The organism is Desulfarculaceae bacterium, assembly GCA_020444545.1.
GTDB lineage: Bacteria > Desulfobacterota > Desulfarculia > Desulfarculales > Desulfarculaceae > Desulfoferula.
In genome coordinates this window covers 672,878-697,819 of record JAHLKT010000004.1, presented here as the reverse complement: position 1 = coordinate 697,819, position 24,942 = coordinate 672,878, and the positions used below count along the sequence as shown (strand labels likewise).

Here is a 24,942-nt window from a genome sequence, read left to right as displayed (position 1 = left end):
AATTGACAAATATGGCAATTCCCGCCAAACTCGGAAGGGAAGTGAGCAGGCCCGGCAAGGCCAGGCCCGGTTAGCGAGGCGAGCGCGTGCAGATGGACCAGATAAACCTGGAGATCGTCAGGCACCTCAGGGATGGCCGCAAATCCCTGGGGGTCGTCGCCAAGGCCCTGGGCATCACCGTCAACACGGTGCGCGCCCGGCTGGCCAAGCTCACCGGGCAGGGCGTGCTGGCGGTCAAGGGGGTGGTGAACCCCGAGAAGATCGACGGCCACATGCTGGTGATCATCGGGGTCAAGCTGGGCACCCCCAAGCTGGTGGACGGGGCCGAGAGGTTCCAGGAGCTCAAGGGCGTGGTCTCGGTGGCGGTGGTCACCGGGCGTTTCGACCTCTTGGCCACGGTGCTCCTCACCGACAAGTTCGGGCTCACCGAGTTCTATGCCCAGGAGGTGGCCAAGGTGGACCAGGTGCTCTCCACCGAGACCTTCGTGGTCTATAAAAACTTGAACTGGCACGTGCCATATGTGCTTTGATTAGAAGTAAGGAATAGTTTTTTCAACGGGAGAGCGCCGCCGGTTCCGATGCGTGGGGCAGGGCGGCCGCCGAAGGTGCAAGGCTCCGCGCGGGCCGAAACTCTCAGGCAAAAGGACCGTTGAAACAGCGAAACTCCTGGAGAGAGCCGGCTCACGGCCGCCGAAGGAGCAAGCCCCCCAAGGGGCGAATCTCTCAGGCCCCACGACAGGAGGTTCCCGGCATCCAGCCGCCCCCCGGGTGGCGGAAAGGAACTTCCGCCTTGAGTTCAAAAACGCCTTTATATGATTGGCACGCCGCGCACGGCGGCAAGCTGGTGGAGTTCGCCGGCTGGCAGCTACCGGTGTCCTACGCCGACGGCGTGATCGCCGAGCACCTGGCCACCCGCAAGCACGGCGGCCTGTTCGATATCAGCCACATGGGCCGCTTCGCTGTCTCCGGGCCGGGCGCGCTGCCTTTCCTGGAAGACCTGCTCACCAACCGGGCAAGCAAGCTGGCCCCGGGCCGGGCCCAATACACCCTCATCTCCGACCCCGACGGCCGCCCCATCGACGACGCCTACCTCTATTGCCAGGGGCCGGAGCGCTATCTGCTGGTGGTCAACGCGGCCAACCGCGAGGCCGCCTGGGCCTGGCTGAGCGAGCGCAACCAGCACGGCGCCGAGCTGGCGGACATCAGCCCGCGCCTGGCCATGCTGGCCGTGCAGGGGCCTGACAGCGAGGACCTGCTGGGCGGGCTGCTGGACGACCCCCTGCCGCCCCAGGGCCGTAACCACGGCGGCTTCAACCGCCTGGGCGGGGTGGATCTCTACGTTTCGCGCACCGGCTACACCGGCGAGCCGGTGAGCTTCGAGCTTTTCCCGCCCTGGGAGCAAGCCGCCGAGGTCTGGCAGGCCCTGGCCCAGGCCGGGGCCGCGCGCGGCGTGGTGCCGGTGGGCCTGGGCGCGCGCGACACCCTGCGCCTGGAGGCGGCCCTGCCCCTCTACGGCCACGAGTACGGCCGGGAGCGCCCCATCATGGAGATGCCCACCGCCCGTCTGGGGGTGGACCTGGGGCCGGAGCGGGAAGATTTCATGGGCAAACAGGCCCTGGCCGCCCAGGCCGAGGGCCTGCCCCAGCGGGTGTATTTGGTGGCCGCTCTGAGCAAGGGCATGATGCGCGAGGGCTCGCCGGTGCTTAAGGACGGCGAGGAGATCGGCGCTCTGACCAGCGCCACCACGGTGCCCGCCTGGCGCTTCGCGGATGAAGCGCCCGGCGAGGATAGCTATGTAAGGCCTCTGGGCCTGGCCCGGCTGCCCAGCGGCCTGGAGCCCGGCGACCAGGTGGAGATCGTTTACCGCAAGCGGGTGCTGCCGGGCAGGGTGGTTAAAGCCTTTGCCCGCCCCAGCGGCCGTTATCTGCAACCGATTGAGTTCGAGGGAGGTGAGATGTGAGCGCCGCGATGCAGGTTCCCGAGGGATTGCACTACACCAGCGAGCATGAGTGGGTTCGGATCGAGGGCGGCCTGGCCGTGGTGGGGCTGACCCATTACGCCCAGGATCAGCTCGGCGACATTACCTACGTGGAGCTTCCCGAGATGGGGGCCGAGCTGGAGCAGATGGGCGAGATGTGCGTGGTGGAGTCGGTGAAGACCGCGGCCGACGTGTACGCGCCCCTGGCCGGCACGGTGGCCGAGGTGAACAGCGCCCTGGAGGACGCGCCCCAGCTCATCAACCAGGACTGCTACGGCGAGGGTTGGCTGGTCAAGCTGGAAGGCTTCGACCAGGCGGGCCTGGCCAAGCTCATGGACGCGGCGGCCTACACGGCGCTCCTGGGCACCGGAGAGTAAGACATGCGCTTCACCCCCCACACCCCCGAGGACCGCGCGGACATGCTGGCCGCCCTGGGCCTGGGCTCGGTGGGCGAGCTTTTCGCGGGCCTCCCCGAAGACCTGCGCTGCCGCCAGTGGGACCTGCCCCAGGGCCTCAGCGAGCCCGAGGTGAGCCAGTACCTGGCCAAGCTGGCCGGGCTCAACGCCTCCGGCCTGGTGTGTTTTTTGGGCGGCGGCTTCTACGACCACCACATCCCGGCCGCGGTGGACGCCCTGATCAGCCGGGGCGAGTTCTACACCGCCTATACGCCCTACCAGGCCGAGATGTCCCAAGGCACCCTGCAAAGCATCTTCGAGTACCAGACCGCCATCTGCCGGCTCACCGGCCTGGACGCGGCCAACGCCTCGCTCTATGACGGGGGCACCGCGCTCTACGAGGCGGCCATGATGGCGGTGCGCAAGACCCGGCGCAAGAAGCTCCTGGTGGCCAACAACGTGAGCCCCATCTACCGCATCATGCTCAAAAGCTACACCGTGAACCTGCACCTGGAGCTGGTGGAGGCGGATGTCTCCGACCCGGCCGAGCTGGAGCGGCTCTTGGACCAGGACACCGCCGGGCTCATCCTGCAAAACCCCGATTTCTTCGGAGTGCTCCGGGACTATGGCCAGCACTTCGCCATGGTGCGCGAGGCCGGCGGTCTGGGCATCCTGGGCTGCAATCCCATCGCCCTGGCCGTGGCCAAGACCCCGGCCGAGATGGGCGCGGACATCGCGGTGGGCGAGGGACAGCCCCTGGGCCTGCCGCTGAGCTTCGGCGGGCCCTATCTAGGCTTCATGGCCGTGACCAACAAGCTGCTGCGCACCATGCCCGGCCGCATCGTGGGCCGCACCCACGACGCCCAGGGCCGGGTGGGCTATTGCCTCACCTTGCAAACCCGCGAGCAGCACATCCGCCGTGAAAAGGCCACGAGCAACATCTGCTCCAACGAGGCGCTCTGCGCCCTGGCCGCGGTGCTCTTCCTGGGGCTCATGGGCAAACAGGGCCTGGTGGAGCTGGCCGAGCTGAACATGACCCAGGCGGCCTATGCCCGCGAGCGCCTCACGGCCATCGACGGGGTGCAGCTTCTGGACGAGGGCCCCTGGTTCAACGAGTTCCGGGTGCGCCTGCCCCTGGACGCCCGCATGGTGGTCAGCCGCATGATCGACAAGGGCATCGCGGCGGGCTTCCCCCTGGGCCGCTACTACCCGGACCAGGCCAACAACCTCCTGGTGGCGGTGACCGAGAAGCGCTCCAAGGAGGAGATCGGCTATCTGGCCGAGGGACTGGAGGCGGTGTTGTGAAGACCATCTTCGAAAAAAGCCGCCCCGGACGGCGCGGGGCCTCCCTGCCTTGCTCCCGGGTGGACGAGCGCTTCTGCCGCCTGACCGAGCTGCCCCCCGAGCTCAGGCGCGCCCAACCCGCCGAGCTGCCCGAGGTGGCTGAGATCGACCTGGTCAGGCACTACACCCAGCTCAGCCGCATGAACTTCGGGGTGGACGTGGGCACCTATCCCCTGGGCTCCTGCACCATGAAATACAACCCCAAGTTCACCGAGGTGGTTAGCCGTTTGCCGGGCTTCGCCGGGCTGCACCCCCTGTTGCCCCAGCTTAGGCGCGGCGGCCTGTTGGCCCAGGGCTCCCTGCGGGTCATCCACGAGCTGGAGCAGCTACTCAACCGCATCACCGGGATGCACGCCTTCACCATGCAGCCCCTGGCCGGGGCCCACGGCGAGCTTACCGGCATCATGATCATGGCCGCCTATCACAACGACAAGGGCAACCAGCGCTCGGTGGTGCTGGTGCCTGACTCGGCCCACGGCACCAATCCCGCCTCCGCGGCCATCGCGGGCTACGAGGTGGTCACCGTGCCCTCCAAGGGAGGGGTCATGGACCCCACCGCCTTCAAGGAAAAGCTGAGCGACCAGGTGGCCGGGGTGATGATGACCAACCCCAACACCGTGGGCCTGTTCAACCCCCACATCGCCGAGATCGCCGAGGCGGCCCACCGGGCCGACGCGCTGATGTACTACGACGGGGCCAACCTCAACGCCATCATGGGCATGGCCAAGCCCGGCGAGATGGGCTTCGACATCGTGCACCTGAACCTGCACAAGACCTTCGGCACCCCCCACGGCGGCGGCGGCCCCGGGGCCGGGCCGGTGGGCGTGGTGGAGCATTTGGCCGAGTATCTGCCCATCTCCCGGGTGGAGATGCGCGCCGACGGCACCCTGTTTCTCAACTACGACCACCCCAAGTCCATCGGCTACGTGGCGCCCTTCTACGGCAACTTCGGGGTGTGCCTCAAGGCCTTCGCCTACATCCTGGCCCTGGGCGGCGAGGGGCTCAAGGAAGTGAGCGAGGATGCGGTGCTGGCGGCCAACTACCTGCGGGCCCAACTGGACGCCAAGTGGCAGGTGGCCTTTGACAAGACCTGCATGCACGAGGTGGTGTTCAGCGCGGCGGACAAGGCGGCCGAGCACGGGGTGAGCGCCGTGGACGTGGCCAAGGCCCTGATCGACGCGGGCTTCCATCCGCCCACGATCTACTTCCCCCTCACGGTCAAGGAGGCGCTGATGATCGAGCCCACCGAGACCGAGGCCAAGGAGAACCTGGACGCCTTGGTTCAGGCCATGAACCGCATCGCCGACCTGGCCGCGGAGGACCCCGAGGCCCTGCACGCCGCTCCCCTGAGCACCCCGGTGGGGCGCCTGGACGAGGTGGAGGCGGCGCGCCATCCGGTGCTCAAGGAGCCGGAAGCCTGAGGCGCCAGGCTTGGCAAACCCGGACGCCGGGATCATAGTTGAGCTTTGTCCGGGCGGCCGCCGCGCCGCCCGGGTTCTAGACGCCCGATGAAAGGGATCAGCATGAACCGCGACGCCGCCCCTCTGCGCAAGCCCTCCTGGCTGCGGCGCAGCCTGTCTTCCACGGGGCAGTGCGGCAGCACCAACCGGGCGGTGAGCGACCTGGGCCTCAACACGGTGTGCCGCGAGGCCCAGTGCCCCAACCGCCAGGAATGCTTTGGCCGGGGCACGGCCACCTTCCTGCTCCTGGGGCCCAGCTGCACCCGCGCCTGCCGCTTCTGCGCGGTGGACAAGACCCCGGCCGCGCCCCCGGACCCCGGCGAGCCCGGCCGGGTGGCTGAGGCCTGCGCCCGCCTGGGCCTGGAGTTCTGCGTGCTGACCATGGTCACCCGCGACGACCTGCCCGACGGCGGCGCGGCCCACGTGGCCGCCACCATCGCCGCCCTGGGCCAGTACCTGCCCGGGGTGGGGGTGGAGGTCTTGATCTCCGACCTGGGGGGAGACCCCGAGGCCCTGGCCACGGTGCTGGCCGCCGCTCCCCAGGTGCTCAACCACAACCTGGAGACCGTGCCCCGGCTCTACGAGGCGGTGCGGCCCCAGGCCGACTACGGACGCTCCTTGGAGCTGTTGAGCCGGGCCAGCCAGGCGGGCCACGTCACCAAGTCCGGCCTCATGCTGGGCCTGGGCGAGAGCGAGGACGAGGTGCTGGCCGCCTTGCAAGACCTGCGCTCCGTGGGCTGCCAAATACTCACCCTGGGGCAATACCTGGCCCCCTCGGCCCGGCACTATCCCGTGGCCCGCTACGTGCCCCCCGAGGAGTTCGACCACTACCGCGAGCGGGCCCTGGCCATGGGTTTCGGTGCCGTGGCCAGCGCTCCCCTGGTGCGCAGCTCCTACCAGGCCCAGGCCATGTACCAGCAATGTCTGGCCGCAAGGCCCTGATCCGGCAAAGACGCACGGGCTCCGGCCGGGGCGGGCAAAAAACCATCAATTAATCCAGGCGCCTGCGCGGCGGCTCAAAGGCCGCATTTTCCCATTGACAACTACCCTTTTTAATTGGTAACCCATTACCCATAGCTCATCACCTTGGGTAGCCGGAGGCAAGCATGATCGCGCGGCGCATGGGAAGGTTTCCCACATCTTTGACCCGTCCCCCTGCCCCCTGTTCGGATCGCTCACCAAACCTTGGTTCAACCACGCTCCGGGCCTTCCAAAGCCGCCCGCGCCCGGCGGAGGCCAGCCGTGAAGCGTAGCATCGCAATCACCGGCGACCTGCTCTGCGCCGGGATGGCCCTGTTCGCGGTGGTGGTGGCCGCCATCGGCGTGTTCGATATGGTGGTGGTCTCGGGGCTCACCGTGCTGCTGGCCCTGCTCATCTGCCTGTTCCGCCTAAAGCAATCCGCCGGCGGCAAGGACCCCAACCCCGCCGTCCTGACCCTGCACGGCATCATGGCCCTGGTCTTGCTCTACATCTTCTGGGAGTGGGGCCTGGTGATGTTCGAGCAGGAGATCAACATCATCGACATCAGCCTGTGGCGCAACTCCTTCGCCTGGGTGGCCATCATCCTGATCAGCTACCTGAGCTACCGCTTCTTCGGCGTCCCCATGGTGGCGGTGGTGGTGCTGGCGGGAGCCTATCTGCTGCTGCCCCCGGCGGTGGGCGGGTCCGGGGTGGGCTGGAAGCACGCCATGGAGAACCTGTGGTTCTCCACCGACGGGGTCTTCGGCCGGCCGGTGGAGGTGGTCAGCCGCACGGTGCTGGTGTTCATCGTCTTCGGCGCGGTGTTGCAGCAATCCGGCGCGGGGGCGGTGCTCTTGCGCATAGCCATGGCCGCCACCGGCCGCTTCGCCGGCGGACCGGCCCACGCCGCCGTGGCCGCCTCGGCCCTGTTCGGCTCCCTGTCGGGCACCGCCGTGGCCAACGTGGTTTCCACCGGGGTGTTCACCATTCCCATCATTAAGAAGATCGGGTTCCGGCCCGCCTTCGCCGGCGCGGTGGAGGCAGCCGCCTCAACCGGCGGTCAGATCATGCCCCCGGTGATGGGGGTGGTGGCATTCCTCATGGCCGATATCACGGGCATTCCCTACCTCAAGATCATCGTGGCCGCCCTGATCCCCTCGATCATGTACTACAGCTCGCTGTTCATCGTGGTGTTCATCGAGGCCAAGCGGCTGGGGGTGGAGGCCCTGCCCAAGGAGCAGCGCGTCGCCCTTACCAAGGACGACCTGCTCAAGAGCCTGGCCCTGGTGGTGCCCTTGGGGGTAATCATCGCGGTGTTGATCACCGGGCGCACCGCCCAGAACGCCGGGTTCTACGCCCTGATCGCCGCCTTCGTGCTCAGCCTGCTCCTGTTCCCCAAGTTCCGCAAGCCTGACCAGTGGTGGAAGGCCCTGGTGGCCTCGGGCAAGACCTGCGCGGTGCTCATCGTCATCGTCAGCGCCATCGGCTTCGTCATCGGGGTGATCAACATGACCGGCATCGGTCTCATGTTCGCCGAGTCGGTCTTGTCGGTGGCCTCCAGCAACCTGTGGCTGGCCCTGGTGTTCGTCATGCTCTCCTGCCTGGTCATGGGCATGGGCGTGCCCACCGGCGCGGCTTACCTGATGATCGCCATCGTGCTGGGGCCGGTGCTGCACAAGCTGGGGCTCTCGCTCATGGCGGCCCACCTGTTCGTGGTGTACTTCGGGGTGCTCAGCGTGGTCACTCCGCCGGTGGCCCTGGCCGCTTTCGCCGCGGCCCCCATCGCCGAGGCCAACCCCATGGAAACCGGCTTCCAGGCCACCCGCCTGGCCATCGCCGGCTTCATCATCCCCTACCTGTTCGTCTTCCACCCGGATCTCTTGTTGGTGTTGGACGACTTCAACCTGTTCGGCCTGCTCTGGGCCTTGTTCGTGTTCTTCGTCGCCACCTGGGGCATCGCCACCGGGCTGGGGGGCTGGGAATGGAACAAGCTGCCCATCTGGCAGCGGGCGGCGCGCCTGCTGTCGGCGGTTTTGCTTATCGTTCCGGGCGTGCCATCCGGCCTGGCCGGAGGGGCCATATTGGCCGTATGCCTGATATTGAATCTGCGGTCCCGGCGCGGGCCGCAATATTCCTCGGCTAACTAAACTGTAAGGAGGGCAACATGGGTAAGAAACCATTCAAACGGCTGATCCTGGCCGGGGCGCTGCTGCTGACCCTGGCCATCCCGGCCCAGGCGTCCCAGACGCTCAAGATGGCCACCATCTCGCCGGGCTCCTCGGCCTATCTGACCATGACCACCATGGCCACCATGATCAACCAGGCCCAGGACAAGCTGCAAATCAAGGTGGACGCCACCGGCGCGGCCACCAAGCACATGATCGACCTGGCCAAGGGCAAGATCGACCTGTGCATGACCAACCCGGTCATCTACTTCTTCATGAAGAAGCAGAAGGCCATGTACAAGAAGCTGAGCGCCGCTCCCAAGCTGGCCCAGAACCTGCGCCTGCTGTTCTGGTTCCCCTACGGCCAGTACCACGTCGTCACCTACGCCGACGCGGGCATCAAGACCCTCAAGGACATCAAGGGCAAGCGCGTCTTTTTGGGCCCTCCCGGCGGCGGCGCCTGGAACGCGGCGCGGGAATGGGTGGAGGCCACCACCGGCTACAAGCCCAACAAGGACTTCGACAATGTCAAGGGTAGCTGGTCCTCGGCCTTCCAGGGCTTCCAGGACCGCCAGTTCGACGTGTACGTGGTCGGCGGCATCGCCCCCTTCCCCCAGGTCGAGCAGCTGGCCCTCACCTCCGAGCTGCACCTGCTGGGCCTGACCAAGAAGGAATACGACGCCAACCCCGCGGCCATCAAGGCCACCACCAAGATCGGCCGCGAAGTGGGCATCATTCCGGCGGGCATCTACGGCAAGGGCGTGAACAACAAGGACACCATCTACACCCTGGGCTCCATCGTGGGCGTGGCCGTGAACGACAAGATGTCCGACGCCACGGCCTACGAACTCACCAAGCTGTTTTGGGAGGAGGCCAAGAAGAACATAAAGACCCACCCCTGGCTCAAGCACCTGACCATGAAGTACGCGGTGCGCAACGGCGGCATGCAGCTGCACCCGGGGGCTCTCAAGTATTACGAGCAGCAGGGAATCAAGGTTCCCGCCGGCTCCAAGTAGTAAGCAACCCACGCCCGGGGCCGGCCGCCACGGCGTGGCCGGCCCCTTGGGCGGTGGGCGAAGGTTTTTTTAAAGGACAGGACGCCAAGCAAGAGAGGGTGCGCTCAATGAGCTTCAAACCGATAGACAAGTCCCGGCGTTTCTTGCAGGTGTCCCGCCAGTTGCGCAAGTCCATCTTCAGCGGCGAATACCAGCCCGGCCAGAGGCTGCCCAACGAAAGGGAGCTGGCCGAGTCCTTCGGCACCAGCCGGATCATCGTGCGCGAAGCGATCTGGGACCTGAAGAGGTCGGGGCTGGTGGAGGTCAAGCGCGGGGCCCACGGCGGGGCCTTCGTGCAGGAGATGAGCCACGACGCGGTCACCTCGGTGATGCGCGACGTGGCCAGCCTGGGCAAGGTGCGCCCGGCCCACCTCATCGAGGTGCGCCTGGTCATCGAGCCGGCGGTCACCGCCCTGGCCGCGCATAGGGCCACCGAGGACGACCTGCGCAAGATGGGCTCCTATTTGGAGCCCGAGATCCAGCCCAAAAAACAGACCGACGAGTACGTGCGCTGGCAGATCGGCTTCCACCGCCTGGTGGCCGAGGCCTCGCACAACCCCCTGTTCGCCATGCAGGTGAACATCTACCTGGACTTCACCGAGGAGATGGTGTTGCGCCTGCGCCACAAGGACCGGCTCTACCACGACATCGTCACCCACCCCGCCATCTTGGACAAATTAACCCAGCGCGATCCCGAGGGCGCCCAGCGGCTCATGCACGACCATTTGCTGATGGTAAAGCCGGCCTTTGACGACTGGCAGAAGCAGTTCGGGGGCAACGGCCTGGGCGGCGCGGATGCAGCCAACGAGGAGCAAGCATGACCTATCCGAGCATCTATCCCACCGGGACCACCATCTACGATCCCGAACGCTGCTGGAACGGCTACACCATATTCCAGGCCAAGGAGCTGGGCGCCCTGCTCATAGACATGAACGGCGGCGAGGTGAAGCTGTGGAAGGGCCTGCACGGCCTGCCCAACAAGATTCTGCCCGGCGGTTACGTCATGGGGGCCACCGGCGAGCGCAACACCAAGTACGGCATGCAGGACTTCCTGGACGTGGTGCAGGTGGACTGGGAAGGCAAGGTCGTCTGGAGTTTCGACCAGTATGAGTACGTGGAGGACCCGGGCGAGGAGCCGCGCTGGATGGCCCGCAACCACCACGACTTCCAGCGCGAGGGCAACCCCGTGGGCTACTACGCCCCGGGCATGGACCCCCGCGCCGACGGCGGCAACACCCTGATCCTGTGCCACAAGAACCTGCACGAGCCCGAGATCTCGGACAAGGTCTTGTTGGACGATTCTTTCATCGAGGTCAACTGGGAAGGCGACATCGTCTGGGAATGGGTGCTCAGCGAGCACTTCGAGGAGTTCACCTGGCGCGAGGAGGCGCGCAACGCGCTCTACCGCAAGCCCAACCCGCGCAACTGCGGGGGAGATTGGGCCCACGTGAACTCCATGTCCGCCCTGGGGCCCAACAAGTGGTTCGAGGCCGGGGACCAGCGCTTCCATCCGGACAACATCATCTGGTCCTCCCGCGAGGCCAACATCATCGCCATCACCGACAAGGCCTCGGGCAAGGTGGTCTGGCACATCGGGCCGGACTACGACACCAGCCCGGCCCTAAAGAAGCTGGGCTGGATCATCGGCAAGCACCACGCCCACCTGATCCCCCGGGGCCTGCCCGGCGAGGGCAACCTCCTGGTGTTCGACAACGGCGGCTGGGCCGGCTACGGCGCTCCCAACCCCGGCGCGCCCACCGGCGGCAAGAACGCCCTGCGCGACTACTCGCGGGTATTGGAGATCGACCCCACCACCCTGGAGATCGTGTGGAAGTACACGCCGGTGGAGGCGGGGCTGCGCATGCCCTTCGACGCCAACCGCTTCTACAGCCCCATCGTCAGCTCGGCCCAGCGCCTGCCCAACGGCAACACCCTCATCACCGAGGGCACCGGCGGCCGCTTCATCGAGGTGACCCCGGAGCACGAGACGGTGTGGGAGTACATCAGCCCCTACTTCGGGCAGTCGACTCCCTACAACCTGGTCTACCGGGCTTACCGGGTGCCCTACGAGTGGGTGCCCCAGGTGGAGCCTCCCAAAGAGACCCCGGTGGAGCCGGTGGACGTGGCCAGCTTCCGGATGCCGGGCGCGGCCGCCCGGGGCGGGGCCCAGGTCACCGAGGTGGCCGGGGTCAAGCCCTATCAGCGCTCCGAGGTGCTCTGCGTGGTGAGCTCGGCGGATCTGGCCGAGGATTGATTTGAATCATAGGGCCGGGCAAGGCCGCGGAACCGAAACCAAGCAGGGGTGGGGGCTAAGGTTCCGGGGCTAGGCCCGGTCAGGAGGCCGGCTGGCGCATGGTCCGGTAGGTCTGGTCCATGTGCACCAGCCGGTCGGTGAAGCTGATCACGTGCTCGGACATGGTCCGGGCCGCCCCTTCCTCGTCTCCCGCCAATATGGCCGCCACCAGCTTGTCGTGCTCGCCCAGGGTGTGCACTTGGTCGTGGTCGGCCGGGTCCACCGCGCCCACGATCTCGTGGGTGAGTTGGATCATGGAGTTGACGATGGCCTCGAAGAGGTGGTTGCCGCACAGGTCGTTGATTACGTGGTGCACCTCGGTGAGGCGCTGCATGCGCTCGTCATAGTCGCGGAAGGGGATGCGCTCCGCCTCCAGGGCCTGGCGCAGGCGCAGGGCGCCCTCGGGGGTGATGTGGCGGGCGGCCAGACGGGCCACCTGGGGCTCCACGTGCAGGCGCACCTCGCACACCTCTCCGATGGTCAGGGTGCCGGCCAGGTAGAAATCCAGAAACCCGCTGGCCAGGCGGTCCGAGGTCACTTCGGTGACAAAAGCGCCGCCGCTGGGGCCCTGGCGGATGATGACAAACCCGGTCATCTCCAGCACCCGGATGGCCTCGCGCACCGCTCCCCGGCTTACCTGAAGCTGCTCGGTCAATTCCCGTTCAGAGGGGAGTTTGTCGCCCGCCCGATACCTGCCGCGCAGGATGGATTCCTTGAGCTGGGACAAGACCTCTTCGGAAATTCTGGTTTGCTTAATAGGTTTGAAAGTTTGCATATTTCTTTATCCAATCGAATTAATAGCCCAACCGGTGTTTTTTTACAAGATGCGAATATGCCGATTGACACGAGAGAAGGCTTTGATTTAATGTAAAACCAATCTTTGGTCCTACATTAAACCAAAGTTCATCTTGAGTCCACACAAACATATTCCGCCTGTTTTGACGCATCCTTATGTCCTCTTGCGGCTCCGAGCCGCGGCGGCGATAAGGCCCTCATCATCCTTCGGGAAGATGTCGCCGGGGATTATCAGGCCCTGCGCAAGGGAAGCCCTGACAGGCTCGAGGTCATGGCAACTAAAAACCGGTTTAAGGAGGGACGGACGTGAAAAAATCTTTGATGTTGGGACTGGCCTTATTGTTCACCCTGGGGTTGATCGGCAGCGCCTGGGCCGGAGGGACCATCAACCTCAAACTGGCCTCTTTCATGGCTCCCAACCATGTGCAGCATAAGCAGGTCATCGAACCTTGGGCCAAGAAGCTTTCCGAGATGACCGGCGGCAAGGTGAAGGTCACCATCTTCCCCGCCTCCAGCCTGGGCAAGCCGCCTGAGCACTACGACCTGGCCGCCAAGGGCATCGCGGACATCGCCTTCCCCATCCTCTCCTACAACCCCGGCCGCTTCAACCTGACTTCGGTCTTCGAGCTTCCCTTCATGTTCACCACCTCCGAGCAGGTGAGCGTGGCCCTGTGGAAGGTCTACGAGAAGTACCTGCAAAAAGAGTTCAAGGACGTGAAGGTGCTGTGGCTCTTCCAGCACGGCCCGGCCCAGATCTTCACCACCAAGAAGCCGGTCAAGACCCTGGCCGACCTCAACGGCATGAAGATCCGCTGCTCCAACCCCTTTGTTAACCAGAGCCTCACCATGCTGGGCGCCACCCCCGTGTTCATGCCCGTGCCCAGCGTGTACACCGCCCTGGAGCGCGGCGTCATCGACGGCACCGCCATCTCCTACGAGGGCCTAGTGGCCTTCAAGCAGGACGACGTGGTGCGCTACGCCACCACCTGCACCCTGTACTCGCTCAACATGGCCATCGTCATGAACAAGCGCAAGTTCGACTCCCTGCCCGCCGACGTGCAGAAGGCCATCAACGAGACCACCGGCCTGGCCATGTGCCGCGCCGCGGGCAAGGCCTTTGACGACGCCGAGATCATCGACAAGAAGAAGGCCGTGGCCAAGGGCGTGAAGGTTCTGACCCTGCCCCCGGCCGAGCTGGCCAAGTGGAAGACGGACTCCCGCAAGATCTGGGTGAAGTGGGCCAAGGACATGAACGCCAAGGGTCTGCCCGGCACCGCGGTGCTGGACATGGCCAAGTCCCTGCTCGGCCACAAGTAGCATCCCTCTCCAGCGCGGCTCCAGGAGATAGGCATGTCAATCATCTCGAAAAACATCAAGCAAGGGGGGTTGAGCGGGTTGCTTAGCCTGGCCGGCGCGGTGGTGCTCTTCTGCATGATGCTGCTCACCAGCGCCGACGTGGCTTTCCGCTACCTGTTCAACAGCCCCATCCTGGGCTCGCTGGAGATCATCGAGTTTATGGTGGTGCTGGTGGTCTTCTTCTTTGTGCCCATCTCCGAGCGCGAGGGGGCACATGTGAAGGTGGATCTGGTGGTCTCCACGCTGCCCCAGGGCATGCGCCGGGGGGCCAAGGTCTTCACCCTGGCGCTATCGCTGGCCATCATGGCCATGATCACTTGGATGACCGGATTGCAGGCCATGGAGACCGCCGAGATCGGCGAGTACTCCAGCATCCTGCACATACCCAAGTCGCCTTTCTATTGGATGGTGGGATTGGGCTGCCTGGCCATGTGCATAGAGCTGGCCAGGCAGCTCATCGCCGCCCTGAGGGGAGGTGACGCATGATGATGGACCCATTGACCCTGGGGCTGTTGGGCACGGCGGTGTTGTTCGTGCTCCTGGCTCTGGGCATGCATATCGGCCTGGCCCTGGCCCTGGTGGGCTTCGTGGGCTACGGCATGGTGGTGGGGCTGGAGTCGGCCCTGCCCATCCTGGGGATGACTCCCTATTCCTCCGGCTCCAGCTTCATGCTGAGCGTCATCCCCCTGTTCGTGCTCATGGGGCAGTTCGCCTTCGTCTCGGGCATCAGCGGCGAGATATTCAAGGCGGTGCATTCCTGGATCGGCCACACCCGGGGCGGCCTGGCCATGGCCACCATCCTGGGCTGCGCGGGCTTTTCGGCCATCAGCGGCTCTTCCCTGGCCACCGCCGCCACCATGGGCACCGTGGCCATGCCCGAGATGCGCAAATACGGCTACGACCCCTCCCTGGCTTCGGGCTCGGTGGCCGCCGGCGGCACCCTGGGTATCCTCATCCCGCCCAGCATCGGCTTTGTCATCTACGGCATCCTCATCGAGGAATCCATCGGCAAGCTGTTCATGGCCGGCATCCTGCCCGGCCTGATGCTGGCCGGCATCTTCATCCTGACCGTGTACATCCAGTGCCTGCTGCGGCCCGGCCTGGGCCCCACCCGCCCCAAGGCCAGCATGGCCGAGCGCTGGCGTTCCCTGGCCGGCATCTGGGGCATGCTGGTGCTGTTCACCGTGGTCATCGGCGGCATCTATGCCGGCGTGTTTACCCCCACCGAGGCCGCGGGCGTGGGCGCCTTCGGGGCGTTTATCATCGCGCTGCTCAGGGGCAAGCTCACCTTCAGCGGCGTCCTGGAGTGCCTGCTGGCCACCGGCAAGACCACGGCCATGATCTTTTTGATCATCATCGGGGCCGAGCTGTTCAGCCGCTTTCTGGCGGTCACCCAGCTGCCCATGCAACTGGCCGACTTCCTGGGCGCCCTGCCGTTCTCGCCCTACGTGATCCTCTGCGGCATCCTGGTGCTCTACCTGATCCTGGGATGCGTGATGGACTGCTTCGCCATCATGATCCTCACCACCCCCATCCTCTTCCCGGTGATCCAGACCCTGGGCTTCGACCCCATTTGGTACGGTGTGTTGATGGTGGTGGTTTTGGAGATCGGGCTCATCACCCCGCCGGTGGGGCTCAACGTGTTTGTGATCAAGGGCGTGGCGCCGGATCTTTCGCTCAACACCATTTTCAAGGGCATCGGGCCCTTTATCGCGGCCAGCACCCTGGCCATCGTGCTGCTCATATTGTTCCCGGAGATAGCGACCTATATCCCGTCGCATATGAAGTAGCATCAAGGGGGTTGCCCCTCTTAAAGCCCCAGCGAGGTAAGCATGAACCTAGCCTGCAACTTGGAACGCAGCGCCCTGTTTTTCCCGGACAACCCGGCTGTGATCCAGGGAGACCATAGCGTAACCTATGCCCAGCTGGACCGGCGGGCCGGCCGCTTGGCCACGGCCCTGGCCGGGCTGGGCCTCAAAGCCGGCGACCGCATCGCCCTTTGCGCGCCCAACTCGGTGGAGTGGCTCTACGTCTACTTCGGCGCGCTCAAGCTGGGCGCAGTGGCGGTCACCCTGTCCAACCAGCTATCGCCCAAGGAGCTGGCCCTGCTGGCCGGGCACGCCAAGCCCAAGGCCATCTACGCCGACCCGGCCCATTACCCCACCCTGGACACCCTGCGCTCCTCGGCGGGCATAAGCTGGCTCATCGGACGCGGCGGCGACCACGAGCCGGACGAGCTGATGGCCGCGGCCGCCGGGCCCATGGCCGCGGTGGAGCGCGAGCGCGACGATCTGGCCTGCGTGCTCTACACCGGGGGCACCACCGGCACGCCCAAGGGGGTGATGCTCAGCCACGAGAACATCAACACCGCCATCCACAACGTGGTGCGCATGGAACAGTCCACCCAGGACGACCGGGTGCTGTGCTTCCTGCCCTTCAACCACGTCTTCGGCCAGATGCACATCATGAACGCCACCGTGCTCTCGGCCGGCTGCCTGGTGCTCATGCCCGGCTTCAACCAGGACGAGGCCCTGGCCGCCATCGCCAAGCACGGGGTCACCAAGCTCTACGCGGTGCCCACGGTCTACGTGCGCCTGTTGCAGATGCCGGAACTCAAGGCCCAGCTCGGCAATATCCGCTATTGCTTCAGCGCGGCGGCCTCCCTGGCCCGGGAGCACGTGATTCGCTGGCAAGAAGCCACCGACCTGGCCATCCACGAGGCCTACGGCATGACCGAGACCGCCTCCATGGTCACCTTCAACCACCACCGCAAGCACCGGGTGGGCTCGGTGGGCGAGCCGGTGGGCACCACCGAGGTGAGCATCCGCGACGAGATGGGCCGCCCCTTGCCCACCGGCCAGAGCGGCGAGATCTGCATCCGGGGCCGCAACGTGATGCAGGGCTATCTGGACAACCCCCGCGACACCCAGGACTCCTTTTATGGTGACTGGCTGCGCTCGGGCGACGTGGGCTACCTGGACGAAGAGGGCTATTTGTTCATCGTGGACCGCCTCAAGGAGATGATCATCACCGGCGGGGAGAACGTGTACCCCCGCGAGGTGGAAGAGGTGCTCTTCGAGTTCCGCCAGATCGCCGAATGCTCGGTGATCGGCCTGCCCGACCCGGAATACGGCGAGCGGGTGGTGGCGGTCTGCGTGCTGGCCCCGGGCGAGGCCTTGGACCCGGTGGAGATGCGCGCCCTGCTCAAGACCAGGCTGAGCCCCTTCAAGGTGCCCAAGGAGTTCATCATCCAGGACGACCTGCCCAAGACCGCGGCCGGCAAGATATTCAAGCGGGAGATCAGAAAGGGACTCATCGAAAGCTGAGACCCGAAGCGCAAACCTGACTACAAGCGCGCCCCGGAAGCGTTCCTCCCTTTCGCCCCGGGGCCGTCAAAACATAGCAAGAGGGCTGGCCGGACGCGGCCAGCCCTCGCTTTTTTTGGCCGGGCCTTGCTCGGTGACTGACTCCCGTAGCCGCCTAATTACCCAGTAAATTCGGACATTCACAGGCTCCGCCCGTCGGTTGGTTTACAATTTTGTCTGTTTTATTAAGTGCTTGACTGACGGGTTCGGTTGTTCTAAGGTCAAAAAGCTAATGTTAGGTTTTAGCCCGGCCGATGTCCGCGCCCGGCGCGGCGGTCCGGCCCCCAGCCAAGGGAGCGCCCATGGTTTTAGCGGCAGGCAAACTGAACAAGGCCCGGGTCTCGGACCAGGTGCGCGAGAAGGTCACCGAGATGATCTTCTCCGGCCAGCTCAAGGTGGGCGACCAGCTCCCTTCCGAGGCCGCCCTGGCCGCGGAATTCGGGGTGAGCAAAGTCCCGGTGCGCGAGGCCATCATCGGCATGGAGCAGGCCGGGCTCTTGACCATCAAGCGGGGCGCGGGCGGGGGCATCTTCGTGGCCGAGCCCAGCACCGAGCCCATGGGCGAGGTGCTCACGCTGATGCTGCGCCTGGCCAGGGCCAGCATCGAGGAGCTCACCGAGGCCCGCCTGATCATAGAGACCGAGGTGGCCTACCTGGCCGCCCAGCGGGCCCAGGAAGAGGAAATCGCCGCCTTGGAGGAGACCATCGAGGAATACCGCCGCTCCCTGGAGCGGGGGGAGCCGCGCACCTTTTCGGACATGGACTTCCACCTGCGCCTGGGCGACGCCTGCAACAACATGGTGCTCAACCTGTCCCTCAAGGGCCTGGTGCCCATGATCTACCACAGCGTCCGGGTGCACGAGTTCGCGCCCAAGGACCGGGGCAGGGGCATCGCCGACCACCAGGGGATGCTGGACGCCATCCGCCAACGAGACCCCGGCCGGGCCCGCGAGCTGATGCGGGACCACATCACCCGCATGGCCACCTTCTGGAAATAAGCGCATCGCGCAAAGGGAGTAGGAATCACCATGGGTCTTTGTCTGCAAGATTGGCTCGACCTGCTGGGGCAACAAGCCCCCGGCGAGCTGGTCCGGGTGAACAAGGAGGTGGCCCCGGCCGCCTTTGAAAGCGCCGCGGTGGTGGACGCCCTGGAGCGCCAGGGCCGGGTGCCCGCGGTGCAGTTCATGAAGGTCCTGGACCTGGAGGGCCGCCCCTGTGACTGCCGCATCCTCAACAACACCTTTGGCACCTTCCGCAAGATCGGCCTGGCCCTGGGCCTGGACACCGGCAAGCGCATGCCCCTGTTGGAGCGCATCCTGAGCCTCTCTGGCGCCACCCTGGAGCCGGAGGTGGTGCCGCCGGATCAGGCCCCGGTGCGCCGGCGCGCCTGGGAGATGGACCTCACCCGCCTGCCCATCGTGCGCCACACCGAGCTGGACGGCGGGCCCTTTTTCACCCCCATCGTGGTCAGCCGCAACCCCCAGGGGCGCTACAACGTCTCCTGGAACCGCATGCAGTATCTGGACCCCACCCACCTGGCCATCTACATGTCGCCCCGGCATCTGTGGTCCTACTTCGCGGCGGCCGAACAAGAGGGCAGGGACCTGCCCATCGCGGTGGTGCTGGGCCACCACCCGGCCTTCCACCTCACCGGCGCGCTGCTCACCCCCAACGACGCGGACGAGTTCGCGGCCGCGGGCGGGGTCATGGGCCAGCCCCTGGCCATCACCCCCTCGGTCACCTGGGGCGATCAGCTCATGGTGCCGGCCGACGCGGAGATGGTGTTGGAGGGCCGCATCCTGGCGGGCCGCCGCTGCGTGGAAGGGCCCTTCGGCGAGTTCACCGGCTATGCCGGGCCCCAGCGCCTGAGCTGGGTGGTGGAGATCAGCGCCATGTACTCGCGACCGGCCCCCACCTTCATCGACATTTTCCCCTGCATGACCGAGCACATCAACGCCCACCTGCCCATCGAGGCCTCCATCTACCAGCGGGCCAAGCAGGCGGTGCCCGGCGTGGTCAAGACCTGCTGGGTTGGCTCGGGCGGGCCTTTCAACCTGATCCTCAGCCTGGCCAAGAAGACCGAGGGCGAGCCCATGCGCGCGGCCATGGCCGCCATCAGCGCCTCCAACTTCATCAAGCACGTGATCGTGGTGGACGACGACGTGGACCCCGAGGACCTGAACCAGGTGATGTGGGCCCTGTCCTCGCGGGTGCAGGCCGATCAGGACCTGACCATCCTCAAGAACCTGCAAGGCCAGGTGCTCGACCCCTCCCTGCGCCACGAGATAAAGAGCGCGGGCATGATCATCGACGCCACCAAGCCCCTGGACCGCCCCTTCCCCCGCAAGGGAGAGGTGCCCGAGAGGGTGCGCCAAGGGCTGGACCTGAGCCAATACCTGGAGCAATAGGCCATGGACATATTCAACGTGCGCTGCCCTTCCTGCAAGGAGTCCTTCTACGCCGACATGCTGCTCTACTCGCTGAAGGTGGAGCTGCACTGCCCCTTTTGCGGGCTCTATTTCTTTAAGGAAGACAGCCCCGAGGTGGTCACCGGCAGCGCCAACTCCGCGGCGGTGGCCCGGGTGCCCGGCGGCCTGACCAAGGAGAGCATCTACCGTCCGGGAGAGGAGAACGGTTGATGGCCAGCGACAGCATCGGCCGTCCGGTTCTCAAGTTCGACGCCTGGGACAAGGTGCGCGGCGTGGAGCGCTACGCCGGGGATCACCAGCCCGATGGCGCGCTGCACCTGGCCGTGGCCCGCTCCAAGATCGCCCATGCCGAGCTGAAGGGCATCGACATCGCGGCGGCCCAGGCCGCGCCCGGGGTGGTGGGGGTGTGGACCGCCGCCGACGTCCCCGGCGAGATCATGCTGGGCCCGCGCGTCCATGACGAGCCGATCCTGTGCACTGACAAGGTGCGCCGGGTGGGCGACGCCCTGGCCCTGGTGGCCGCCGAGACCCCGGAGCAGGCCCAGGCCGCGGCCGGGCTGATCGCGCCCGACCTGAACCCCCTGCCCGGGGTGTTCAGCCCCGAGGACTCCCTGGCCCCTGGCGCGCCGCTGGTCAACGGCGAGAGCAACCTGGTCTTCGAGCGCACCCTGCGCCGGGGCCGGGGGGCAGAGGCCCTGGCCGAGTGCGACATCGTCATCGAGCGCACTTACCGCACCCAGATGATCGAGCACGCCTACCTGGAGCCCGAGGCCGGGCTGGCCTGGTGGGAAGACGAGGTGTTGGTGGTGAAGCTGCCCACCAAGCACGCCCACCTGGACCTGACCCACCTGAGCCATATCCTTTCGCTGCCTACCGAGCGCCTGCGCATCATCTGCGCCACCATCGGCGGGTACTTCGGGGACAAGCAGGGGGTCTCGCCCGGCTACTACAGCGCCCTGGCCGCCTATTTCACCGGCCGCCCGGCCCGCATGGTCTACAGCCGCGAGGAGTCCTTCCAGGTAAGCAACAAGCGCCACCCCATGGTAGTCACCATGACCACCGGGGCCACGGCCGAAGGGCGCCTGGTGGCGGTGAAGACCGAGATACTGGCCGACACCGGGTGCTACGCCTCCTACGGGCCTTCCATCGTGACCCGCGCGGTGGTGCACGCGGCCGGGCCCTACGAGGTGCCCCACGTGGAATCGCACGGCCGCCTGGCCTACACCAACAACCCGGTGGGCGGGGCCATGCGCGGCTTTGGGGTGCCTCAGGTGGCCATTGCCCACGAGTGCCAGATGGACCTCCTGGCCGAGGCCTGCGGCAAGACCCCGGCCCAGATACGCCGGCTCAACTTTCTCCAGGTGGGCGACCGCACCGCCGCCGGGCAGAAGCTCGTCGCCTCGGTGGGCATCACCAAATGCCTGAATCAGGCCCAAGAGGCCATTGACGGCCTGCCCTCCCATCCCCGCGAGGCCGACCCCGAGTGGCTCACCGGCTGGGGCTTGGGGGCCACCTACTACGGCATCGGCCTCACCGGCCTGCCCAACCCCGGCGCGGCCCGCCTGGTGCTGAGCCCCCAGGGCGAGGTGACCCTTCTGGTGGGCAGCGGCGACGGCGGGCAGGGGGCCTCCACCACCATGAAGATGATCGCCGCCCAGGAGCTGGGCCTGGAGCCGGACCAGGTGGCGATCGTGGCCGGAGACACCACCACCTGCCCCAACAGCGGGCCTTCCACCGCCAGCCGCCTCACCTACGTGGTGGGCAACGCGGTGCGCGAGGCCGGCATCAAGCTGCGCGAGAACCTGCTCAAGCTGGCCGCCGCGCTCGGGGAGCCGGCAAGCTGGGAGGAAGGCCGTTTGGTTGTCGGCGGCGAGGCCCTCGACCTGGCCCAGGCGGCCCGGCGTTTTTTGAACCAGCCCCTGGAGGTGGAAGGCCGCTTCGACCCGCCCACCACCAAGCTGGACCCGGATACCAGCCAAGGAGTGCCCTACGCCACCTACGCCTTTGCGGTGCACGCCGCTCAGGTGGCGGTGGAAAAGCTCACCGGCCGGGTGGAGGTGCTGCGCCTGGTGGCCGCCCATGACGTGGGCAAGGTGATCCACCCGGTTAACCTGGAGGCCCAGATCCAGGGCGCGGCCATGATGGGTCTGGGCTACGCGGTGAGCGAAGAGGTGCTCCTGGACCAGGGGCGCATCATCAATCCCCATTTCCTGGACTACAAGCTCCCCCACTCCTGGCCCGCCCCCGAGCTGCTCACGCGCCTGGTGGAGGAGCCCGAGCCCACCGGCCCCTATGGGGCCAAGGGGGTGGCCGAGCCCGCCTTGTTGTCCACCGCCCCGGCGGTGCACAACGCGGTGGCCGCCGCCCTGGGCGAGCATACTTTCCGCAACCCGGTATCCGCCGAAACCCTTTGGGACATCCTGCACCGCCGACGCCGCGAGGGAAAACAGCCGTGACCACGGAACGCAAAACCTGGCGCGAATATTGGGGGACCAAGAGCTGGCAGGCCAAGACAGCCACCCTGCTGGCCGTGGTTCTGGCCTTGTTTCAGGTCTACACCGCCTTGTTCGGGGCCTTCGACGCCCTGATCCAGCGGGCCATCCACCTGGGCCTGGGGCTTATGCTCCTGTTTTTGGTGCGGCCCGGCCTGGTGCGCAAAAAGGGCGGACCCGGCCCCTCCTGGCTGGACTGGTGCTTCGCGCTCATCTCGGGCGTGGCCACCGGCTATTTGGTGTTCAACTACCAATGGGTGATGGAAGACCGCTTCCCCCTGATCACCAAGCTCTCGGTATGGGAGATCATACTGGGCCTGGGCTCGGTGGTGGTGGTCCTGGAAGCCACCCGGCGCATGTTCAACAAGGGCCTGTTCTTCGTGGTGCTGGCCTTCTTGGTCTATCCCTTCGTGGGGCCCTATTTGTGGGGCGTGTTCCACACCGTGCCCATCACCCCCAGCGACATGCTGGACTTCAACTACCTCTCCCTGGGCGGCATCTTCGGCATCCCCCTGGGGGTCTCGGCCACGGAGATCGCCCTGTTCGTGATCTTCGGGGCCATACTGCTGCACACCGGCGGGGCCATGCTCTTCAGCAACCTGGCCACCTCGCTCACCGGCAACATGGTGGGCGGCCCGGCCAAGGTGGCGGTGGTGGCCAGCTCGCTCATGGGCACCATCACCGGCAGCGGCGCGGCCAACGTGGCCACCACCGGGGTGGTCACCATCCCCATGATGAAAAAGGCGGGCTACAAGCCCGAGTTCGCCGGCGCGGTGGAGGCGGTGGCCTCCTGCGGCGGGCAGCTCATGCCCCCGGTGATGGGCGCGGCCGCCTTTGTGATGAGCGCCTTCTCGGGCATTCCCTACTCCACCATCATCTACTACGCCCTGTTCCCGGCGGTGCTCTACTTCCTCAGCGTGTTCGTCACCGTGGACCTGGAGGCGCGCAAGCTTAAACTGCCGGGTCTCAAGGTGAACGTGACCCCGCGCCAGACCATGCGCGACTACGGCCACATGCTCATCCCCCTGGCCCTGCTTATTTATATGTTGGTGGGCGGCTACTCCCCCAGCCTGGCCGGCGGGGTGGGCGTGGTCTCGGCCCTGATCATCTGCCAGTTCCGGCCCACCACGCGGCTCAACCTGGCGGGCATACTAAACGCCCTGGAGGCGGGCTGCCGGGGGATGCTCATCGTGACCATCTCCACCGCCGCGGCCGGCATCATCGTGGGCAGCGTGGACATGACCGGCCTGGGCACCCGTATGGGCACCGCCTTCGTGGACCTGGCCGGGGGGCATCTGTTCCTGGGCCTGTTCATGGCCATGATCATCGCGTTGGTCTTGGGCGCGGGAATGCCCACCACCCCTGCCTACATCGTGCAGGTGGCCACGGTGATCCCGGCCCTGGTCGCCCTGGGCCTGCCTCCGCATGTGGCCCACCTGTTCGCCTTCTACTTCTCCTGCCTGTCGCTGATCTCGCCGCCAGTGGCCGCCGCCGCCTTCACCGCCGCGGCCATTGCCGAGTCCGACGGCTGGAAAACAGGCTGGACCGCCACCCGCATTGGCATGGTGGCTTTCGTGGTGCCCTTCATGTTCGCCTATGACCAGAGCCTGCTCCTGGAAGGGCCCATGGGCAAGGTGGTCATGGACATGTTCACCGCCTGCCTGGGGGCGGCCAGTTTCGCGGCGGCCGGGGTGGGCTACCTCTTGGCCCCCTTGCCGTCATACCTGCGCCTGCTGCTGTTCGGCGTGGGCGTCCTGTTGATAATGCCCGCCAAAATCTACAGCCTGGTGGGGCTGGGATTGCTGGGCCTTTTGATAGTAATGCAAGTCCGTCAACGCAGGAGTTTGCGGGCCTGAACCGCCAGACAAGGGAGGCTTTATATGTTGGGTAAGAAAGTTTTGACCGTTATCATGCTGGCCGGCTTATTTGCGGCCATGGGCGCCCTGGCCGTGGCGCCGGCGGCCCAGGCCTACGACATCCGCTGGGGCACCGCCCCGGCCGGAGGCGTCTGGCAGGCCTTGGGCGCGGCCATGGTGGAAGACACCATCAAGGCCAACCCGGCCATCAAGGGCTCCACCATGCCCATCGGCGGGGCGGCCAACGTCATCGCCACCAACACCGGCAAGATCAACGCGGCATTCTCCTTCTCCACCACCGCCGCCGAGGCCTGGCAGGGCATCGGATACTTCAAGAAGTTCGGCAAGCTCAACAACATCCGCGAGCTGGCGGTGATCTTCCCCGAGCCCAGCCAGATCGTGGTGCGGGCCGACTCGGGCATCGACAAGATCGAGCAGCTCAAGGGCAAGCGCGTGACCCCCGGCCCCAAGGGCAGCGCCATCTCGGTGGTGTCGCGCTACGTGCTGGGCGCCTACGGCATGACCTTCAAGGACATGGACACCCGCTTCCTGAGCTTCGCCGAGGCGGGCAAGCAGTTCATCGACGGGCACATCGACGCCATCGCCTACGGCGCCATGGCCTATCCCGCCCCGCCCATCGTCAACGCGGCCAGCCAGCGCAAGATCAAGATGCTGCCCCTGTCCCAGGAGGCCATCGCCAAGCTGGTCAAGGAGCACAAGGGCCTGGAGCCCTACACCTTGCCCAAGGGCTGCTACGCCGGGATCGACCGCGAGATGCCCGGCATCATCGCCAACGTGGTGGTGATCGGCAGCAAGGACATGCCCGACGAGGTGGCCTACGCCATCGTCAAGAGCATCGACCAGAACTTCGAACGCTACGGCAAGATGGTGCGCGCCATGCGCCTGGGCAAGCGCCAGGACATGGCCAAGGACGTGGGCATTCCCATGCATCCGGGGGCCATCAAGTACTACAAGGAAAAGGGCTGGCTCAAGTAGCA

The 24,942-nt window shown here is 66.2% G+C and carries 21 protein-coding genes and 1 riboswitch; of the genes, 20 read left to right on the top strand and 1 reads right to left on the bottom strand.

The genetic code is table 11. The annotated features are described in order from the left end of the window. Window positions 1-92 precede the first annotated feature (92 nt). The 10 genes from KQH53_14990 to KQH53_14945 all read left to right on the top strand — a co-directional run bounded on the left by KQH53_14990 (window position 93) and on the right by KQH53_14945 (window position 11,612). Window positions 93-530 carry an Lrp/AsnC family transcriptional regulator gene (locus tag KQH53_14990; protein MCB2227984.1) on the top strand — a complete coding sequence of 146 codons (438 nt, stop codon included), beginning with the start codon at window positions 93-95 and terminating at the stop codon, window positions 528-530. A gap of 126 nt (window positions 531-656) precedes the next feature. Next, a riboswitch (glycine riboswitch) is annotated at window positions 657-749 on the top strand. Between the two features lie 41 nt (window positions 750-790). Next, window positions 791-1,960, top strand: coding sequence for a glycine cleavage system aminomethyltransferase GcvT (gene gcvT / locus KQH53_14985; GenBank protein MCB2227983.1), 1,170 nt, complete (start codon window positions 791-793; stop codon window positions 1,958-1,960). Then, a complete protein-coding gene (gene gcvH / locus KQH53_14980) occupies window positions 1,957-2,355 on the top strand; it encodes a glycine cleavage system protein GcvH (protein MCB2227982.1) in 399 nt (132 codons plus the stop codon). The genes gcvT and gcvH overlap by 4 nt, the downstream gene beginning before the upstream one ends. A 3-nt stretch (window positions 2,356-2,358) precedes the next feature. Next, complete coding sequence (gcvPA, locus tag KQH53_14975) at window positions 2,359-3,678, top strand: aminomethyl-transferring glycine dehydrogenase subunit GcvPA (GenBank protein ID MCB2227981.1); 1,320 nt, start codon at window positions 2,359-2,361, stop codon at window positions 3,676-3,678. Continuing rightward, window positions 3,675-5,138 carry an aminomethyl-transferring glycine dehydrogenase subunit GcvPB gene (gene gcvPB / locus KQH53_14970; GenBank protein MCB2227980.1) on the top strand — a complete coding sequence of 488 codons (1,464 nt, stop codon included), beginning with the start codon at window positions 3,675-3,677 and terminating at the stop codon, window positions 5,136-5,138. The genes gcvPA and gcvPB overlap by 4 nt, the downstream gene beginning before the upstream one ends. An 87-nt stretch (window positions 5,139-5,225) precedes the next feature. Then, complete coding sequence (lipA, locus tag KQH53_14965; protein ID MCB2227979.1) at window positions 5,226-6,119, top strand: lipoyl synthase; 894 nt, start codon at window positions 5,226-5,228, stop codon at window positions 6,117-6,119. A gap of 300 nt (window positions 6,120-6,419) precedes the next feature. After that, window positions 6,420-8,285, top strand: coding sequence for a TRAP transporter fused permease subunit (locus tag KQH53_14960; GenBank protein ID MCB2227978.1), 1,866 nt, complete (start codon window positions 6,420-6,422; stop codon window positions 8,283-8,285). A 17-nt stretch (window positions 8,286-8,302) separates the two neighbouring features. Then, the gene (locus KQH53_14955; protein MCB2227977.1) at window positions 8,303-9,319 is read left to right on the top strand and encodes a TAXI family TRAP transporter solute-binding subunit; all 1,017 of its coding nucleotides are present in this window, start codon (window positions 8,303-8,305) and stop codon (window positions 9,317-9,319) included. A gap of 107 nt (window positions 9,320-9,426) precedes the next feature. Then, the gene (locus KQH53_14950) at window positions 9,427-10,179 is read left to right on the top strand and encodes a FadR family transcriptional regulator (GenBank protein MCB2227976.1); all 753 of its coding nucleotides are present in this window, start codon (window positions 9,427-9,429) and stop codon (window positions 10,177-10,179) included. Next, window positions 10,176-11,612 carry an aryl-sulfate sulfotransferase gene (locus tag KQH53_14945; GenBank protein ID MCB2227975.1) on the top strand — a complete coding sequence of 479 codons (1,437 nt, stop codon included), beginning with the start codon at window positions 10,176-10,178 and terminating at the stop codon, window positions 11,610-11,612. The genes KQH53_14950 and KQH53_14945 overlap by 4 nt, the downstream gene beginning before the upstream one ends. A gap of 79 nt (window positions 11,613-11,691) precedes the next feature. Here the strand turns inward: KQH53_14945 and KQH53_14940 are convergent, their stop codons facing one another. Next, on the bottom strand, window positions 11,692-12,426 hold the full coding sequence (locus KQH53_14940) for a FadR family transcriptional regulator (GenBank protein MCB2227974.1): 735 nt from the start codon (window positions 12,424-12,426) through the stop codon (window positions 11,692-11,694). Window positions 12,427-12,752: 326 nt separating this feature from the next. On the opposite strand from KQH53_14940, the gene KQH53_14935 reads away from it, so the two are divergent. The 10 genes from KQH53_14935 (at window position 12,753) to KQH53_14890 (ending at window position 24,940) form a co-directional block, all read left to right on the top strand. Next, window positions 12,753-13,763 (top strand): TRAP transporter substrate-binding protein, encoded by a 1,011-nt coding sequence (locus KQH53_14935; protein MCB2227973.1) that lies wholly within the window; start codon window positions 12,753-12,755, stop codon window positions 13,761-13,763. Between the two features lie 33 nt (window positions 13,764-13,796). Beyond that, the gene (locus KQH53_14930; protein ID MCB2227972.1) at window positions 13,797-14,288 is read left to right on the top strand and encodes a TRAP transporter small permease; all 492 of its coding nucleotides are present in this window, start codon (window positions 13,797-13,799) and stop codon (window positions 14,286-14,288) included. Beyond that, a complete protein-coding gene (locus KQH53_14925; GenBank protein ID MCB2227971.1) occupies window positions 14,285-15,592 on the top strand; it encodes a TRAP transporter large permease in 1,308 nt (435 codons plus the stop codon). Before KQH53_14930 ends, KQH53_14925 begins: the two co-directional genes overlap by 4 nt. Before the next feature lie 42 nt (window positions 15,593-15,634). Then, entirely contained in the window at window positions 15,635-17,128 is a 1,494-nt protein-coding gene (locus KQH53_14920) for an AMP-binding protein (protein ID MCB2227970.1), read from the top strand. 341 nt (window positions 17,129-17,469) lie between these two features. Beyond that, the gene (locus KQH53_14915; protein ID MCB2227969.1) at window positions 17,470-18,165 is read left to right on the top strand and encodes a FadR family transcriptional regulator; all 696 of its coding nucleotides are present in this window, start codon (window positions 17,470-17,472) and stop codon (window positions 18,163-18,165) included. A gap of 30 nt (window positions 18,166-18,195) precedes the next feature. Beyond that, window positions 18,196-19,575, top strand: a complete 1,380-nt coding sequence (locus tag KQH53_14910; GenBank protein MCB2227968.1) for a UbiD family decarboxylase — start codon at window positions 18,196-18,198, stop codon at window positions 19,573-19,575. A gap of 3 nt (window positions 19,576-19,578) precedes the next feature. Beyond that, window positions 19,579-19,806, top strand: a complete 228-nt coding sequence (locus tag KQH53_14905; GenBank protein ID MCB2227967.1) for a hypothetical protein — start codon at window positions 19,579-19,581, stop codon at window positions 19,804-19,806. Then, window positions 19,806-22,052 (top strand): xanthine dehydrogenase family protein molybdopterin-binding subunit, encoded by a 2,247-nt coding sequence (locus tag KQH53_14900; protein MCB2227966.1) that lies wholly within the window; start codon window positions 19,806-19,808, stop codon window positions 22,050-22,052. The genes KQH53_14905 and KQH53_14900 overlap by 1 nt, the downstream gene beginning before the upstream one ends. After that, the gene (locus tag KQH53_14895; protein ID MCB2227965.1) at window positions 22,049-23,944 is read left to right on the top strand and encodes a TRAP transporter fused permease subunit; all 1,896 of its coding nucleotides are present in this window, start codon (window positions 22,049-22,051) and stop codon (window positions 23,942-23,944) included. Before KQH53_14900 ends, KQH53_14895 begins: the two co-directional genes overlap by 4 nt. Before the next feature lie 24 nt (window positions 23,945-23,968). Further along, entirely contained in the window at window positions 23,969-24,940 is a 972-nt protein-coding gene (locus KQH53_14890; GenBank protein ID MCB2227964.1) for a TAXI family TRAP transporter solute-binding subunit, read from the top strand. Window positions 24,941-24,942 lie beyond the last annotated feature (2 nt).